13 protein-coding genes, 9 tRNA genes and 2 other annotated features are annotated in these 16863 nt (G+C 35.2%); of the genes, 1 reads left to right on the plus strand and 21 read right to left on the minus strand.

The window, feature by feature from the left end; genetic code table 11:
• Positions 1-37: 37 nt before the first annotated feature.
• The 21 genes from HSACCH_RS06610 to HSACCH_RS06710 form a co-directional block, all read right to left on the minus strand.
• Positions 38-2413 carry an endonuclease MutS2 gene (locus tag HSACCH_RS06610; RefSeq protein ID WP_040477214.1) on the minus strand — a complete coding sequence of 792 codons (2376 nt, stop codon included), beginning with the start codon at positions 2411-2413 and terminating at the stop codon, positions 38-40.
• Between the two features lie 80 nt (positions 2414-2493).
• Positions 2494-4233: a DNA polymerase/3'-5' exonuclease PolX gene (gene polX / locus HSACCH_RS06615; protein WP_005488758.1), complete on the minus strand. Its 1740-nt coding sequence runs from the start codon at positions 4231-4233 to the stop codon at positions 2494-2496.
• 61 nt (positions 4234-4294) lie between these two features.
• Positions 4295-4786: a CvpA family protein gene (locus tag HSACCH_RS06620; RefSeq protein WP_005488760.1), complete on the minus strand. Its 492-nt coding sequence runs from the start codon at positions 4784-4786 to the stop codon at positions 4295-4297.
• Entirely contained in the window at positions 4787-5137 is a 351-nt protein-coding gene (locus tag HSACCH_RS06625) for a cell division protein ZapA (protein ID WP_005488761.1), read from the minus strand.
• A 72-nt stretch (positions 5138-5209) separates the two neighbouring features.
• Complete coding sequence (pheT, locus tag HSACCH_RS06630; protein WP_005488762.1) at positions 5210-7642, minus strand: phenylalanine--tRNA ligase subunit beta; 2433 nt, start codon at positions 7640-7642, stop codon at positions 5210-5212.
• Between the two features lie 67 nt (positions 7643-7709).
• The gene (gene pheS / locus HSACCH_RS06635; protein ID WP_005488764.1) at positions 7710-8735 is read right to left on the minus strand and encodes a phenylalanine--tRNA ligase subunit alpha; all 1026 of its coding nucleotides are present in this window, start codon (positions 8733-8735) and stop codon (positions 7710-7712) included.
• A 66-nt stretch (positions 8736-8801) separates the two neighbouring features.
• Positions 8802-9022, minus strand: a binding site (T-box leader).
• Between the two features lie 69 nt (positions 9023-9091).
• Entirely contained in the window at positions 9092-9895 is an 804-nt protein-coding gene (locus HSACCH_RS06640; protein ID WP_005488765.1) for a TrmH family RNA methyltransferase, read from the minus strand.
• A 4-nt stretch (positions 9896-9899) separates the two neighbouring features.
• A complete protein-coding gene (gene rplT, locus HSACCH_RS06645) occupies positions 9900-10259 on the minus strand; it encodes a 50S ribosomal protein L20 (RefSeq protein ID WP_005488767.1) in 360 nt (119 codons plus the stop codon).
• A gap of 65 nt (positions 10260-10324) precedes the next feature.
• Complete coding sequence (rpmI, locus tag HSACCH_RS06650) at positions 10325-10519, minus strand: 50S ribosomal protein L35 (RefSeq protein WP_005488768.1); 195 nt, start codon at positions 10517-10519, stop codon at positions 10325-10327.
• An 82-nt stretch (positions 10520-10601) separates the two neighbouring features.
• The gene (infC, locus tag HSACCH_RS06655) at positions 10602-11156 is read right to left on the minus strand and encodes a translation initiation factor IF-3 (protein ID WP_084815750.1); all 555 of its coding nucleotides are present in this window, start codon (positions 11154-11156) and stop codon (positions 10602-10604) included.
• A gap of 199 nt (positions 11157-11355) precedes the next feature.
• Complete coding sequence (locus HSACCH_RS06660; protein ID WP_005488770.1) at positions 11356-12015, minus strand: aspartate/glutamate racemase family protein; 660 nt, start codon at positions 12013-12015, stop codon at positions 11356-11358.
• Between the two features lie 72 nt (positions 12016-12087).
• Positions 12088-14013 (minus strand): threonine--tRNA ligase, encoded by a 1926-nt coding sequence (gene thrS / locus HSACCH_RS06665; protein ID WP_005488771.1) that lies wholly within the window; start codon positions 14011-14013, stop codon positions 12088-12090.
• 91 nt (positions 14014-14104) lie between these two features.
• Positions 14105-14354, minus strand: a binding site (T-box leader).
• Between the two features lie 88 nt (positions 14355-14442).
• Positions 14443-14531 (minus strand) — tRNA-Leu (locus HSACCH_RS06670).
• Positions 14532-14547: 16 nt separating this feature from the next.
• A tRNA-Val gene (locus tag HSACCH_RS06675) sits at positions 14548-14624 on the minus strand.
• A gap of 110 nt (positions 14625-14734) precedes the next feature.
• A tRNA-Leu gene (locus tag HSACCH_RS06680) sits at positions 14735-14823 on the minus strand.
• A 70-nt stretch (positions 14824-14893) separates the two neighbouring features.
• A tRNA-Cys gene (locus HSACCH_RS06685) sits at positions 14894-14968 on the minus strand.
• A gap of 16 nt (positions 14969-14984) precedes the next feature.
• Positions 14985-15059 (minus strand) — tRNA-Gly (locus HSACCH_RS06690).
• A gap of 6 nt (positions 15060-15065) precedes the next feature.
• Positions 15066-15141: transfer RNA gene (locus HSACCH_RS06695), tRNA-Phe, on the minus strand.
• A 5-nt stretch (positions 15142-15146) separates the two neighbouring features.
• Positions 15147-15223, minus strand: a tRNA-Asp gene (locus HSACCH_RS06700).
• Positions 15224-15291: 68 nt separating this feature from the next.
• A tRNA-Val gene (locus HSACCH_RS06705) sits at positions 15292-15367 on the minus strand.
• Between the two features lie 183 nt (positions 15368-15550).
• Positions 15551-16414: an LCP family protein gene (locus HSACCH_RS06710; protein ID WP_005488772.1), complete on the minus strand. Its 864-nt coding sequence runs from the start codon at positions 16412-16414 to the stop codon at positions 15551-15553.
• 227 nt (positions 16415-16641) lie between these two features.
• Between HSACCH_RS06710 and HSACCH_RS06715 the strand changes: the two genes are divergently transcribed.
• Positions 16642-16728: transfer RNA gene (locus tag HSACCH_RS06715), tRNA-Leu, on the plus strand.
• The last annotated feature ends 135 nt before the right edge of the window (positions 16729-16863 follow it).

The following is a 16863-nucleotide window of genomic DNA, read 5'->3' on the forward strand; positions in this document are numbered from 1 at the left end:
TTTTGAAGCTGGGAAATCCCTTTTTGAATACTAAATACTATTGAATTTTAACTATAGTAACACCCATTCCACCCTCTTTTTGGCGACCAAGACGATAGTCTTTAACATGAGCATTATTTTCTAAAACTTCTTCCACAGCATTTCGCAAAGCTCCAGTTCCCTTACCATGGACAATTTCTACTTCATTTAAACCGGCTAAAAATGCATCATCTAAATATTTATCAACCTTAAACTGTGCGGCCTCATATCTTTCGCCTCTTAAATCAAGTTTAGGTGATACATGCTGTGCTTTTTTAACTCTGTAATTTTTAAGCTGTTTTTCCTCATTATCATCAGGAATATCAACTTTAACCAGATCCGCCAGTGAGGCAGTAACCTGCATAATTCCTGCCTGAATCTGAGCTTCTTTTTTATCGCGATCAATATTAGTAATTTCTCCTTTACGACCAATACTGCGAACTCTAACCTGATCTCCTTCAGAAAATTCATCTGGATCAATTTTTTCTTTTTCTTTCTCATTTTCTGATTCTAAAATCTGACTCAGCTCTTTTAAATTTTCGTTTGCCGAAGTCTGGGCTCTATCAATTTCAGAACGCTGACTGAAGTCTTTTTCTTTTAAATTAGAAATGATTCTTTTTGCTTCTTTTTTAGTCTCTTCTACAATTGCTTCCGCTTCTTCGCGAGCAGCCTTCATTTCCTTTTCATGTTTCTGCTGCTGTTCTTCTATCATTTTTTCATATTTTTCTTTTAATTGCTTTTCATGATTGCGGAATTCTTCCATTTCCTGCCGCAGTTTTTGGTAGCGATTTCTTTCCTGATTTAATTCATTAATTATATCTTCAACTTTAATCTCTTCGTCACTTAACAGAGTTCGGGCCCGATCAATTATTTCCTGAGGTATTCCCAGTCTAAGTGCAATTTCAAAAGCATTTGAACCACCTGGAACTCCCATAATCAGCTTGTAGGTAGGTTTTAAAGTTTCAATATCAAATTCTACAGAGGCATTTTCTACCTGTTCAGTGGTGTAAGCATAACTTTTAAGCTGACTGTAGTGAGTCGTAGCTATAGTGACTGCCTTTTTCTGCTGAAGTTTTTCTAAAATAGAAATTCCTAAAGCAGCACCCTCTTCAGGGTCAGTTCCAACTCCCAGCTCATCCATTAAAACTAAAGTAGATTCATCTGATTCTGCCAGAAACTCTCTAATCCTGTGCATATGAGAAGAAAAGGTACTTAAACTCTGTTCAATACTCTGTTCATCACCGATATCAGCAAATATTTTTTCAAAGACTGCCACAGTCGAATTGGCAGCAGCCGGGATGTGCAGACCGGTTTGAGTCATCATTGTTAAGAGACCAACAGTCTTTAAGGCAACTGTTTTACCACCAGTGTTTGGACCGGTGATGACAAGGGTTGCAATATCATCACCAAGTTTTAAATCAATGGGTACCGGATCTTCTTTTAAAAGTGGATGTCTGGCCTGTTTTAATTCTATAATACCCTTTTGATTAATATCTGCAGCATTACATTCAAAATCAAGACTAAACTTTGCGGCAGCTGCAATGCTATCTAATCTGGTAATAATCATTAAATCTCTTTTTATTATTTCTTCGTCCTGAGCTATTTTAGAACTCAGCATCTGTAAAATTCGCTGAATCTCTGCACTTTCTTTCGCTCTAACCTCTCTCAGCTCATTATTTAAACGAACCACAGACATCGGTTCCATAAAGAGGGTTAAACCACTGGCAGATTGCCCATGGACAATACCATCAAAGTTATTTCGCTGTTCCTGTTTAATCGGAACTACATAACGGTTTTCTCTTCTAGTAACTATATTTTCCTGCAGCATATCCTGATAATGTTTACTTTTGATAATTGAATCCAGTTTGTCGCGAATAGAATTTTCTATAGAATCCATTTTAGACCGCAGTGATTTTAATTTAGAACTGGCATCATCAGCTACATCTCCATATTCATTAATACAGCGGTCAATCTCTCGGGCCAGCCCCGGTCTGCTCTTTAAATCTGAGCATAAATCATAAATTACCTGATATTCTCTTTCAATTATTCTGGGATCTAAATCAGTTTTGATGTTCTCTAAATATCGCTGAAGTTCTGAAACTCCTCTGAGAGTACTTCGAACTCTGCTGATTGCATCAGTCGCTAAAACTGAGCCTTTAGCTGCTTTTTTGAGATCATCTCTGATATCTCTTACCCCACCAAAAGGAGGAGTAGAAAATTCGGAAATCATTGATTTGACTGCTGTAACTTCAGCTAATCTATCCTTGATATAATTAGCATTGCTGACAGGCTTTAAATTTTCGACAATTTCTTTTCCGATATTTGTTGCGGCACGAGCCGCAGTCATTTTTATTATCTTTTTATATTCTAATACTTCCAGACTGTGTTCTTTCACCATAAATACCTCCGGAATTTAATTTTCTTAAATTTTTGCTTAAATTTTTCTTAATTTATTTTTGTATCTACTTTTAGACATTACTTTTTTGAATTTAAAAATTCAATTAATTCTTGATAAGAAAAGGTATTAATTACATCTTCTTTTTCCAACCAACCGCGGCGGGCTGTTGCCACCCCAAGTTTCATATCACTGTACTCCCTGTAATGATGAGCATCAGTATTAATCGAAATCTTGCCTCCCGCTTTTTTAACTTTACGAGCCCATTCAGCATTTAAATCCAAACGCTGTGGTGAAGCATTAATTTCTAAAGCGGTATTATATTCTGCTGCAGCTGCAATAACTTTCTCTAAATCAACTGCATAAGGCTCTCGCCCTCCAAGCATTCTACCTCTGGGATGACCAATTAAATTAACATGAGGGTTTTTAACTGCTTTAATAATTCGGGCGGTCATTTCCTCTTCTTTCAGGTTAAAATTACTGTGAATTGAAGCGATAACAAAATCAAGCTGTTCCAATAGTTCGTCTTCAAAATCTAAATCTCCGTTTTTTAAAATATCAACTTCTACTCCCTTAAGCACTTTAAAGTCTTTTAGCTCTTTATTTAGCTCATCGATTTCTTTAAGCTGTGCTTTTAACTCTTGAATACTCATGCCGCTGGCAATTGTCAGAGATTGAGAATGGTCAGTAACGGCTAGATATTGATAAGCTCTTTGGTCTCTGGCCGCCTCAGCCATTTCTTTGATTGTAAAAGCACCATCACTATAGCGGGAGTGGAGATGTAGATCTCCTTTAATATCATCTAATTCTATACTTTGAGGAAGCTCTCCCTTTTGCGCAGCTTCTATTTCACCCTGATCTTCTCTCAATTCTGGTATAATATAGTCTAAACCTAAAATTTTAAAAATATCTGCCTCAGACTCAATTTTTTCTTTGCTGCCATCTTCTCTAAATAATCCATATTCACTTAATTTTAAGTTATTATCTTTAGCCAGCTGCCTCATTCGTACATTATGGGCCTGAGAACCGGTAAAATAATGGAGAGCTGAAGGAAACTCTTCTTCGCTGACCAACCTAAAATCTGTCTGAACTCCCTGATCAGTTCTGATACTGACTTTAGTATCACCAGCCCCAATAACTTCGGCTGTAAAATCAAGGTTTTTAAGCTGTTTAGAAAGCTTTTCAGGCTGATCTGATGCAATCAAGATATCTAAATCTCCAGTTAATTCTTTGGCTCTTCTACTGCTGCCGCAGATTTCAATTTTTTTAAATAGTTCTGGCTTAATTTCGGCTTTGATTGTCTCAATAATCTCTCCAGCAGTTTTTAAAGCCTTGGCTAATATAATTTTATCCACATATTTTTCGTGATTTTTTAAGGCCTTTAATAGTTTTGCTTCCGACTTTTTACCAAAGCCCTTCATCTTTTGTACTTTTCCTTCTTTTAAAGCTTTTTCTAAACTTACTAAATCTTCTATTTCTAATTCATAATAAAAGCGGTGAGCAGTTTTGGGTCCTAAACCCTGAATATCAGTCATTTCTATAACTCCAGGTGGAAGCTCAGCTTTAATCGCCTCCATTTCTTCAATCATACCTTCCTGCAGTAGCTGATTAATCGCTTCGGCTATTCCGCTGCCAATTCCTTTAATATCTTTTAAACTATCCTCTGCTGCCAGCTGAGAAATCTGATCTGCAAAAGACTCTATTTTACGAGCAGCATTTGTATAAGCTCTGATTTTAAAATCATTTTCTCCTTTAATAGCCATTAAATCAGCAAATTTAGCCAGGGTTTTTGCAATTTCTTTGTTGCTCATTTCCTGCATAATTACACCTCTTTTTCTTTAAAATATATATTCAATTAAAAGCCAAAAGGCCATGAAAATATCATGGCCGAAAAATTTCTTCAATCTTTGATTGTATTAATGGTGATGCTTCGATAATTCTTGTAGCTAAAAATGATTCATTTAGCACATCATTAACTTTATGATGAGGGATCTGGACCAGAATTAAAATTAGCAAATAAACGATAATTCCAGCTTTAAATATACCCAGCAAAAATCCCAAAACACGGTCTACCGGCTGCAGAAAAATAGCATCTACAATTTTTTTGAGAGTAATTCCTAAAACATGAATTACAATATTTACCACAATAAAGATTACTGCAAAAGAAATAAACTGCAGCAGTGAAGTAGATAAATCTAAATATGGCTCTAAAAACTGGGTAAAATAAACGTACTGCCTGACTGCAACAAATAAAGCAGCCAGCAGTCCGAGTATTGTGCTTGTTTGATCTATAAATCCCCGTTTAAATCCATTATAGGCGAAAAAAAGTAAGATAACTAAAATTATTATATCGAGGAAATTAATAATATCCAATTAGTCTACCTCCTCAAGTAGATTAGTTAATTCCTCATTCTCCCGACGCAGCTTTTTTAACTCCTGGTGTAAGCTCTGATTAGCTTCTTTGAGCCTTTCTTTTTCTTTACTCAAATCTACACACTGACTTCTTAGTTTAAAATATTCATCAGCCAGATTTATCATCGTCAGGTGTGATAGACGTCTAAAGGGAAGTTTAGGATAAGCATTCCTAATCTCTCGACCAGTTTTTTCAACATGTTCAGCCAGTTTGTGAATATAATCCTCACTAAATTCTCCAGTAACGGTAAACTTGTCTCCCAAGATATTCAATTTGAACTTCTTTTTATTTTGATTTTTTTCTTCTATCATTAGCAACATCTCCAACTATGGTAGTCTACTTTATTATATTCATTACAAAAGTCGAAATTCCTGCCTAAAATTTTAATTTCCTCTAATTTCTGCAGAATATTCTTTTTTGAGATGCTTTACTATCTGATTAAAACGCTCATTTACCTCTTGATCAGTTAAAGTTCTATCTGCTGCCTGAAATTTCAATTCAAAGGCTGCACTTTTATAGCCATCTTTAATCTGATCTCCCTGATAAATATCAAAAAGCTCCAGATTTTTAAGCATAGCGCCACCGACATCTTTAATTGATTGATAGATATCGCCTACAGCTATTTCTTCTTCCAGTACAACTGCAAGATCACGAGATAGTACTGGATATTTTACTAATTTATGATAATTATAAGACTTTTCTGCAGTTACTTCAAATAGAAAGTCTAAATCTATTTCAAAAATAGTCGCTCCTGCAGGTAAATCATTTTGATCAGCAAGCTCTGGATGAATTTCACCGATAAAACCAAAGGTCTGAGTCTGATCATATTTAATTTCAGCTCTGCGTCCCGGATGGAGAAAATCTCGGTTATCATTATCAGGAATAAACTGATAATTATCAAGCTGAATTCTTTCGAAAAGCATTTCCAGCACTCCTTTTAAAGCAAAAAAGTTAGGTGCTCCCTGCTGCCAGATATCATTTTCATATCCAAATATTCCACCACCAAGTTTATTTAGTTCTTCCGGACGGTTATTCCCACCTTGATTTCTAAAAACTGTACCAGTTTCGAAAACAGCCATTTCAGATCCCTGACGACGGGCATTGGAAGATAGGACATCGATTATTCCAGGAACCAGTGTTGTTCTTAAAATTGCATAAGCCTCACTCAATGGATTTTTAATGCTGACAAATTTAGAAAAATCCTCAAATTGACTTAAGTTTAAATCCTGATAATTTTTCTTATCCTGGAGACTATAGGTAATTACCTCATCTAAACCACCTGCCTGGAGCAGCTCTTCAACTCTTTTTTCAAATTTCTGCTTCGGAGATCTTTTACCTCGCTGCTTTGAAATAGGTCTAGTAGATGGAATTTTATTATAACCATAAACCCGTGCTATTTCTTCTACTAAATCAGCGTCCTGGGTTACATCTGTTCTAAAGGAAGGAACTGTTACTTCGAATTCACCCTTTTGGGCAGCTTCTTTAACTTCAAATCCTAAACGCTCTAAGCTCTCCTTAACTTCTGCTGCCTCTAATTTAATTCCTAAAAGCTGATTAACTCTTGCTGTTTCTAGATTAATAACTGCTGCCTCGTATTCTAAAGGATACTCATCTATTACCCCAGGCACTACTTTAGCACCATCACATTTAGCCAGCATCTGACAGGCACGATTATTAGCCTCAATTGCTTTTTCTATATCTACACCTCTTTCGAAACGGTGTGAAGAATCCGAATGCATTGATAATTTCTTGGCAGTTTTTCGAATACTTACTGGGTTAAAGTAGGCAGATTCAATTAAAACATTGGTGGTTTCTGCTGTTACTTCAGTATTGGCTCCACCCATAACTCCACCAACAGCTACTGCTTTTTCTGGATCAGAAATAACCAGCATTTCATCATCTAAGCCTCTTTCTTCATCATCTAAGGTCATAATTTTTTCATCAGCTTCGGCTCTACGCACAATAATTTTACCATCTTTAATTTTATCAAAATCAAAGGTGTGCAGCGGCTGATTATATTCCATTAAAACAAAGTTAGAAATATCAACCACATTGTTTACTGGTCTGATTCCTGCTGCCTTAAGCCGGCGCTGAATCCACTCTGGTGATTCTTTGACTTCAACATTCTTGACTAAGCGAGCAGTATAACGAGGACATAGATCTGGATCTTCAATTTCTACCTCAACATAATCATTTATATTTCCCAGCTCTTCAGCTTCTGAAAAAGAAATTGGAGGTGTATTTAAAGTTTTTTCCTGAGCATAGAGAGACTTTATTTCCCGAGCCACCCCAATCATTCCCAGACAGCGGGCATAATTAGGTGTTAAATCAAGTTTAAATACATAATCATCCAGTCTCTTATATTTAAGAAAACTTGCTCCCAAAGGAGCTGATTCATCTAAAACCATAATTCCTGCTGCTCTTTCTTCCTGCAGTCCCAGCTCATCTTTAGAACAGATCATTCCTTGAGAAATCTGGCCTCTAAGCTCTACCTCTTCAATTTTCATTCCATTAGGAAGAGTTGTTCCCACTTCTGCAAATGGAACCATCTGACCGGCTTCCACATTAGGTGCTCCTGTAACAACCGGAATTAAGTCTTTATCTGCTGCAGTTCTTACCATACAGATTACAAGTTTATCTGCATCTGGATGTTCTTTAATTGATTCTATTTTAGCAATTATAATATCTTTTAAGCCTTCTCCTAAATATTCTACTCCTTCAACTTCCAGACCAGCCATAGTCAGTTTTTCTGAAAGGTCTGCTGGAGTAAAATTCAGATCAATATATTTCTTTAACCAGTTATATGATATCTGCAAATTTATCATCCTTTCTTTTTATCAAGATCAGCAGCAAAAAAGCTGCAAATTTATTCAAATCACTTTATTAAAACTGATGTAAAAAGCGCTTATCATTTTCGTATAAGACTCTAATATCATCAATCCCATATTTTAATAAGGCAAGACGATCAAGTCCAACTCCAAAAGCAAAGCCACTGTAAAGATCTTTATCATAACCGGACATTTCGAGTACATTTGGATGTACCATTCCGGCTCCCATTATTTCTAACCAACCTGTATGAGAACACAAGGGACAACCTTCTCCTCCACAAACAATACAGGAAACATCAACCTCTGCACTGGGCTCTGTAAAAGGGAAATAGCTCGGACGGAATCTAACATCTCTATCTTTACCAAATAAGGCTTCAACAATTAATTCAATCGTTCCTTTTAAATCACTGAAAGCAATATCCTTATCAACTACTAAGCCCTCTGTTTGATGAAAAATTGGAGAGTGAGATGCATCTAATTCATCAGAACGATAAACTCTACCAGGAGCAATAATTCTTACAGGTGGTTCTTCTGCTTCCATAGTTCTTATCTGCACCGGTGATGTATGAGTTCTCAGTAAATAATGGTCATCGATATAAAGTGTATCCTGTAAATCACGAGCAGGATGATGGGCTGGAATATTTAAAGCTTCAAAATTGTAATATTCACTTTCAACTTCTGGCCCTTCTGCAATATCAAATCCTAAACCAATAAAAATATCTTCTAACTCTTTAGTTACCAGAGATAAAGGATGACTTCTACCTGCTTCAACTTCACTACCTGGTAAAGTTACATCGATTTTCTCTGCCTCAAACCGTTTTTGAGCAGCTTCTTTTTCTAATCTTTCTTTGTGTTCACCCAGCCAGCTTTGAATTTTTCCTTTTAAAATATTTGCTTCTTTACCAACTACCGGTCGTTGATCAGCGTCAATTTTACCCATTTGAGAAAAAACAGACTGAATTGATCCCTTTTTACCTAAATACTTAATTCTCATTTCTTCTAACTGATCGAGGTCTTCAACCTCTTTCAGCTCTGCTTCTGCTTCTTTTTCAATCTTTTTTAGATCATCTAATAGATCCAAAATTAACACCTCCATGTTATATGTATATCAATAATTTTTTTAGCTTAAATAGAAAAAATCCCGCCCTAAAGGGACGAGATACCGTGTTACCACCCTGATTATCCCACAGTTTAATGTGGAATCACTTTATTTGTTAACGAAAGTATTTACTTCCGGATAAGCTTACTAATTTCAGCCCTCAGCTCCAGAGTGAATTTCACTAAATTTAATAATTTAACTGCTTTCAGCTGCTGCAGTTAATCTCTCTTAAAATCTTATTTAGTTACTTTCTCCTTCTCTGCCTTTAAATATTATATTCTCCATTAATTATACCATAGAAAAAAATCTCTAACAAGAAAAAATTTAAAAGTTTAAAATTACAATTTAAGCTGCTGTGAAAGTATTTCAAAAGCAATAACTGAAGCAGCAACTGCTGCATTTAAAGATTCAATTTCTCCTGCCAGTGGAATTTTTATTTTTGAAGTGGCAGCATCCATAAGTTTAGAATCCAGCCCATTTGCCTCATTACCAATCATCAAAATTAATTGATTGCTGTAATTATGCTCAAAATGATATTCTTCAGCTTCAATATCAGCTGCCAGTAGTTCGTAGTCTGCAGCTTCTTTTCCAATTTCAGTTAAAAATTCTTCCTGACTCAGCTTCTGTCTGATAGCTATAGAAAAAATTCCTCCCATAGTAGCTCGGATAACTTTTTGATTATAGATATCTACAGAACCCTTGAGTGCAATTATCCCATCAAAGCCTGCAGCAACAGCTGTTCGAATCATTGTTCCCATATTACCAGGATCTTGAATTCTATCTAAAAGCAATATTTTATCTGCCTTTTGATAAAAATAATCACCTTTGAAAACAGACTCTTCTACTACTGCTAAAATTCCCTGTGGATTAACCGTAGATGCAGTTTCTTTTAAAAGACTTTCTTCAAGATAAATAAACTCTGCCTTTAATTTTAAATCAGCCAGTAGATTATCATTTTCAGCCGATTTAAAAAAAGCAGGAGTAAGAAAGACCTTTTTAAAATCTGCTCCTCCTGCTAACGCAGCCTCAATAAGCCTTTTACCCTCGAGAATAAAGACACCTTCCTTACGTCTGTTTCTGCTCCGGTAAAGCTTATTTAGATATTTAATCTTATCATTTTGAGAACTGCTGATTATATTCATTTAATTAATTTCCTAACTGCTCTTTTGCTAGATCTACTAAATCAGCAAAGCCGTCAGAATCATTAACTGCAAGATCAGCTAACATTTTACGATCTATTTCTACATTAGCCTGTCTTAAACCATTAATGAAACGGCTGTAAGAAAGACCTTCATTTCTAGCTGCTGCATTGATTCTAGTAATCCAAAGCTTTCTAAATTGTCTCTTTTTATTTCTTCTATCTCTATATGCATAATGTAGAGACTTCATTACTGCCTGATTTGCAGGACGATATAATTTACTGCGGGATCCAAAATATCCCTTAGCCATCTTCAAAACTTTTTTTCTACGCTTACGCGCCTTATTTCCTCTTTTTACACGTGGCATCTTAAATGACACTCCTTCCAAAATTTTAACATATATTATTTTTTATACTATTTTATTAATTATGATTATCCATGTAATAATGATTTATACTTCTTTTGATATGTCTTATTCAATAACTTAGCTTTGCGCAAATTTCTTTTTCTATTACCGGATTTCTTGGTTAAAATATGACTGTGAAATCCTTTGTGATGCTTAAGCTTACCATTAGCTGTAGTTTTTACTCTTTTAGCAATACCTTTGTGTGTTTTTTGCTTTGGCATGATTTAACCTCCTAATACTGTAATAATTATTAATCGATAAATATCTTATAAATTAAAAATTTATTAGATATTTTATTATTTACTATTTGTCACTCTCTGGAGTTAGAAACATCATCATATTTCTACCTTCCATTTTAGGCTTACTTTCTACTTTACCAATATCTTTAGTCTGTTCAATTAAACGATCCATAAGATCATATCCTAATTCTTTATGCATCATTTCTCTTCCTCTAAAACGAATTCTTACCTTAACTTTATCCTTATCGTTGAGGAATCTACGGGCCTGCTTTAACTTAACGTTAAAATCGTGATCTTCAATTTTAACACCCATCTGAACTTCTTTAACATTCATTACATTCTGGTTCTTTTTGGCTTCTTTTTCTTTCTTAGCCTGTTCGTACTTATACTTACCATAATCCATAATTCTGCATACAGGTGGATTAGCCTGTGGAGCAACTTCTACTAAGTCCATACCATATTCTGCAGCACGATCCAATGCGTCATTCAATGACTTGATACCAATTTGCTCTCCTTCTTGATCGATCAGACGAACCTTTCTTGCTCTAATGCGATCATTAACTCTTAAATCATTAACGATATTTATGCACCTCCTGAGTGATATAAAAAAACAACAAATATACAAAAAACGAGTGGTAGAAACCACCCGTTAAATTCAATAATCAGCTAAAGATAGCCCATCCTAAAGATAGGTCTACTACTCCCGCTGAGAGCTAAACTCAAAGCGGAAATACTGATATTAACCAGTTCTGACTGGTGAGAAACAGGCGTTTCTACTTTCTTTTCCTTAATTAGTATAGCATAGGGTACTTAGTCTGTCAAGAAATTTGTTCTAAAAGCATATCTAAAATTTCATCTGCTGGATCAATAATTTTTTCAAAATTGTCATCAATTTCATTTTTTAAATATGGTAAATGAGTACAGCCAAGTAAGAGATAGTCGGCTCCCATTTTTTGAAAAGAGTTTATTAATTCCTTGAGACCATGGTCATCATAAATATTTCCAGGCTCAATTTTTGCTTCAATAGCGTTTATAATAGGCATAACTCCCGCTGTAATAAATTCTGTTTTAGAATTATTTTTAGCTATTATTTTTTCTATTTTAACAGCACTCTGTGAGTTAGCAGCTAAAATTGCAATTTTTTTAGATGCTGAAACAGAAAGATTTCTATAAACATCTAAAGGAGTTAATAAGGCTAGGCCAGAACTTCTAATTAAATCTTCTTTGTCTAAAACAGCGCTTAAAGAGTTACAATAAATAATCACTGCTTTGGCTCCCTGCTCTTTTAATTCCATAATCTTATCAAGAGTAATCTGCTGCAGCTTTTCCGGATTGCTGTACTGAAGTTTATTTTGCTCAGCTGAACTTTCTGAGGTATAGGCTGATACAATATCATAACCTTTTGAACTATAATAATCTCTACCTAGCATTGTATCATATGGAGTCCCTGCAATTACTGCTAATTTTATTTTTTCCAAAAAAATCAACCCCCAGTTAAAAATATGTAATTTATACCCCAGTTTTAAAACCGGGGTATAATAATCTGCTTATTATAATTCGTCTTGATTAATAGCCATAGTTTCAATTTCTTCTAAAATTTTAGCTTTGAATTCAGAGAGTTTGCTTGTACCTAAATCACCTTCGCGTCTGTCTCGCACAGAAACTGTCTCATTTTCCTCTTCCCGACCTCCAACAATTAACATATATGGAATTTGCTTAACTTGAGCATCTCTAATTTTGTACCCAACCTGCTCCGAGCGGCTGTCAACTTCAACTCTAATTTTTTCTTGACTTAGTGCTTCTTTTACTTTTAGAGCATAGTCTATTTGATCATCAGATACCGGTATTATTTCTACCTGTACTGGTGCAATCCAGGTTGGAAAGGCACCGGCAAAGTGCTCAATTAAAATTCCAATGAAGCGTTCAATACTACCATAAATTGCTCTGTGGATCATTACAGGACGATGTTCTTCTCCATCCTGACCAATATAGCTGAGGTCAAATCTTTCGGGCATCTGGAAATCAAGCTGAATAGTTCCACACTGCCAGGTTCTACCTATACTATCCTCTAAATGAAAGTCAATCTTAGGACCATAAAAAGCTCCATCGCCTTCGTTGACTTCATAATCTAAATCATTTTTTTCTACAGCATTTCTTAAAGCATCTGTAGCCTCATCCCAGAGAGCGTCATCTCCCATTGCTTTTTCTGGTTTAGTACTTAATTCTACATTATAATTAAAGCCAAAAGCACTATATAATCTATCTACAAGTTTAATTACACCGCTTAATTCTTCTTCAATTTGATCTGGCAGACAGTAAATGTGAGCATCATCTTGAGTAAAACTTCTAACTCTCATTAAGCCATGTAAAGCTCCTGACATTTCGTGACGATGAACTAAGCCTAATTCTGCCATTCTAATTGGAAGTTCTCGATAACTATGCATAGAATCCTTATAAACTAAAATTCCACCAGGACAGTTCATTGGTTTAACAGCATGTGTTTCACCATCTATTTCAGTAAAGTACATATTATCTTTGTAATGATCCCAATGACCTGATTGATGCCAGAGTGATTCATCTAAAATTATTGGAGTTTTAATTTCTTCGTAACCCGCTTTACGGTGTTCTTCTTTCCAGAAGTCAACCAATTCATTTCTTAAAGCCATTCCTTTAGGATGAAAGAATGGAAAACCTCTACCTTCATCTTGAATACTGAAAAGATCAAGTTCTTTACCTAATTTTCTGTGATCACGTTTTTTAGCCTCTTCCATTCTGTTGATGTATTTTTCTAAATCTTTTTCGCTTGCAAATGCTGTACCATAAATCCGCTGCAGCATTTCATTGTTTTCATCTCCACGCCAGTAAGCTCCAGCTACATTCATTAGTTTAAATGCTTTTACATAGCCTGTTGAAGGAAGGTGAGGTCCACGACAGAGATCTACATAATCTCCCTGGAAATAGAGACTAATCATTTCGTCTTCTAACTCCTCTATTAATTCCAGCTTATATTTTTCATTTCTTTCTTCCATTAAAGCTATCGCTTCATCTCTCGGCAGAACTTTTCTTTCAATTTCAATATCTTCGTCAATAATTTTCTGCATTTCTGCTTCAATTTCTACTAGTGATTCTTCGTTGATAGTTTCTTCTAAATTGAAATCATAGTAAAAACCATCTTCTATTGCAGGCCCAATTGCAACCTGAACCTTATCATAAAGTCTTTTAACTGCCTGAGCCATAACATGGGAGGCGGTATGTCTTAAAATTTCTAATGCCTGATCACTATCAATTGTAATAATTGAAAGCTCAACATCCTCTTCGATTGGATAATTAGCGTCTACCTCTTCGCCGTCCACTACACCAGCAACTGCATCTCTACCTAAACCACTACCAATAGAATAAGCTACATCCTTTACTGTTGTACCAGCATCATATTCCTTAACTGATCCATCTGGTAGTGTTACTTTTACTTTTTCCATTTCTTCTCCTCCTTAAAATTTCACTTAAAATTATTTTAAACTATTTTAATACTAAAATCCTTTATAAAACTAAAAAAATCCCTCATCTCAGATTAGAGACGACGGATTGCGCGGTTCCACTCTAGTTAATAATAATTATATAAATTCTAAAATGAAATCTAGAATAAATAAAATTATTATTCACTTAACAGGATAACGGTTTAGCCGGATAGAAATACTTTATTCCTCCTATCTGCTCCAGGGTGGTTTTCAATTTGCTGTTCAGTTATGTGCTTTCAGCCGCCGGCACAATTCTCTTTTAACTGTCAGAAAAATTTACTCTTCCCTATCAAAGCATTTAAATTCTTTATTTTTTATTATTATATTCCTAATTTCTTAAAAAGTCAAATATTTAAGCAAATAAAAAAATCCACAATAAATGTGGAAAAGTGGTGCCGGGGGTCGGGCTCGAACCGACACGGGAATAAATTCCCACCGGATTTTAAGTCCGATGCGTCTGCCAATTCCGCCACCCCGGCCTATACATTATTAAAATGGTGTTGGTAAGTGGATTCGAACCACTGGCCTCTACGATGTCAACGTAGCGCTCTGACCAACTGAGCTATACCAACTTAAAAAATTTAAGTTAGCACTTATTTTAAAATCATCATTTGCTATAATTACTTTAGCAGCATCACTTTTCTTTTTAATAAAATAATAAAAGTTAAATATGTAAAAAAAGTGGTGCCGGGGGTCGGGCTCGAACCGACACGGGAATAAATTCCCACCGGATTTTAAGTCCGATGCGTCTGCCAATTCCGCCACCCCGGCATATATTAAAATATTTAACCTGTAACATTTATGTATTATATCAATAGAATTGCACTTTGTAAAGTAATTATGGAGGCGGCAGACGGATTTGAACCGACGAATAAAGGATTTGCAGTCCTCTGCCTTACCACTTGGCTATGCCGCCCAAAACTGCAATTTAATGGAGCGGGAAACGAGATTTGAACTCGCGACCCTCACGTTGGCAACGTGATGCTCTACCACTGAGCTATTCCCGCACAAAATGGTGGTGAGAGACAGAATCGAACTGTCGACACGTGGATTTTCAATCCACTGCTCTACCGACTGAGCTATCCCACCTAAAATGGCGGAGGAGACGGGATTTGAACCCGCGATCTCCGGCTTGACAGGCCGGCGCGTTAAACCGCTACGCTACACCTCCGTGCTAAGAAGTATCTTAAAAGATAAAAATCTTTTTCACTTCTTAATTATTATATTTACAAATAAAAATGGTGGGCGAAACAGGGCTCGAACCTGTGACCCCCTGCTTGTAAGGCAGGTGCTCTCCCAACTGAGCTATTCGCCCATCTGCAGTAACAAAAGTATAATTACCGCGTCAGCAATAACTAGTATATATAAAAACACAGTTCAAGTCAAAATCTAATATCAGCTATTATCAGTAATTAAATTATTCTATGTTAAATATACTACTAAATACTTGTAAAATCGACTACAGATAATTTTTTCTTAAAAGCTTATTTTTTCTAATTTAATCAATAAACTCTAACTCTAATTGCGGGTTGGAACGGATGTAATTAAAAATTTCTGCAGCAAGTACAGTATTAATATCTGTTTCAATAGAATTATAACTCTCTACAATAGTATTATAAAGTTCTTTAACATTAAACATTATATTATTTGTTCTTAATTTAGCTACTACAGCTTGAATTAACATTTTTTGTCTTTCAGATCTGGGAAGATAATTAGAGCTGCTCCAGCGAACAAAATTCAAAGCTTCTTTTCCAGCTAAAAGGTTATTACCTGCTTTTAAATCGAGTCCTAAACCAGGAACTTTAACATCTTCTTTTAATTTAAGCTGAACTCCACCTAACTCATCAATTACTTTTTCAAATCCCTGATAGTTAACATAAACATAATAATCAATCTCTGTTTTTGTTATCTCTTCAACAGCAATTTGAATATCTTCTTTACTGTATTTTTTTAATATCTTGTCTTCATGTTTTGAATTTTCATTTATGTACTCTAACTGCAGTCTATTTGCTTTAGGTCTCAGTCTTCCTAAAACTATAGAATCAGCTTCGATAGTCCCCAGAGCAACACTTTCTTCGTCATCTAATCCAACAAATAAGATGTTTAAATCTTGATCAAAATCACTTTCTCCCATTCCTAAAATAGACAATATCTGATCAAATAAAGATTGTTCCGCTTCCATTTCAGATAAATCACCATTTCCATTAGCAAGTGGTTTTAAACCACTTTCTAAATAATAACCTGTAAGACCAATGAATAATAAAAGTAAGGATATAATTAAAATACCCAGCCATTTATGTTTTTTGGGGGATTCCTGATTATCTTGTGTATTTTTATTATCTTGTGTATTTTTGTCTGCCAATGTTATTGCCTCCTTATTCCCTCATATTCTTAATATTCGTGATTATAAGTTCAATTCCTGCATAAAAGTTACAGAATTTATCGGCAGATAAGCAGATAGGCTTGTTCCACAAAGCGTCATTACTTTATTCTTAATTAAAAAATTTTATTACTTTTAGATTCATTAACAAAAAAATCGCTCTAAATATTGACAACAAAAAATTTTATGTTATAATATATAATTGTTATGCCGAAGTGGCGGAACTGGCAGACGCGCAGCGTTGAGGGCGCTGTGGGCCTTGGCCTGTGAGGGTTCGAATCCCTCCTTCGGCACCATTTTATTTTAATAAGATAATTTACCCCCAAGTTTACCCTGGTAGTGCAGGTTTCTTGGGGGTTTTTTGATTTATTAAAATCATTTAGCAATTTTATACAGATGACTTCTACATAATTATAAGTTAACTCCAACTC

This window comes from Halanaerobium saccharolyticum subsp. saccharolyticum DSM 6643, assembly GCF_000350165.1.
GTDB classification, from domain to species: Bacteria; Bacillota; Halanaerobiia; order Halanaerobiales; family Halanaerobiaceae; genus Halanaerobium; species Halanaerobium saccharolyticum.

What these genes read in the sequence shown, in the direction of transcription:
- rpmI (WP_005488768.1), bottom strand. Translation starts at nt 10,519, where the DNA reads ATGCCAAAGCAAAAAACACACAAAGGTATTGCTAAAAGAGTAAAAACT.
- HSACCH_RS06640 (WP_005488765.1), bottom strand. Translation starts at nt 9,895, where the DNA reads ATGAATATAATCAGCAGTTCTCAAAATGATAAGATTAAATATCTAAAT.
- HSACCH_RS06625 (WP_005488761.1), bottom strand. Translation starts at nt 5,137, where the DNA reads ATGATAGAAGAAAAAAATCAAAATAAAAAGAAGTTCAAATTGAATATC.
- rplT (WP_005488767.1), bottom strand. Translation starts at nt 10,259, where the DNA reads ATGCCACGTGTAAAAAGAGGAAATAAGGCGCGTAAGCGTAGAAAAAAA.
- thrS (WP_005488771.1), bottom strand. Translation starts at nt 14,013, where the DNA reads ATGGAAAAAGTAAAAGTAACACTACCAGATGGATCAGTTAAGGAATAT.
- polX (WP_005488758.1), bottom strand. Translation starts at nt 4,233, where the DNA reads ATGCAGGAAATGAGCAACAAAGAAATTGCAAAAACCCTGGCTAAATTT.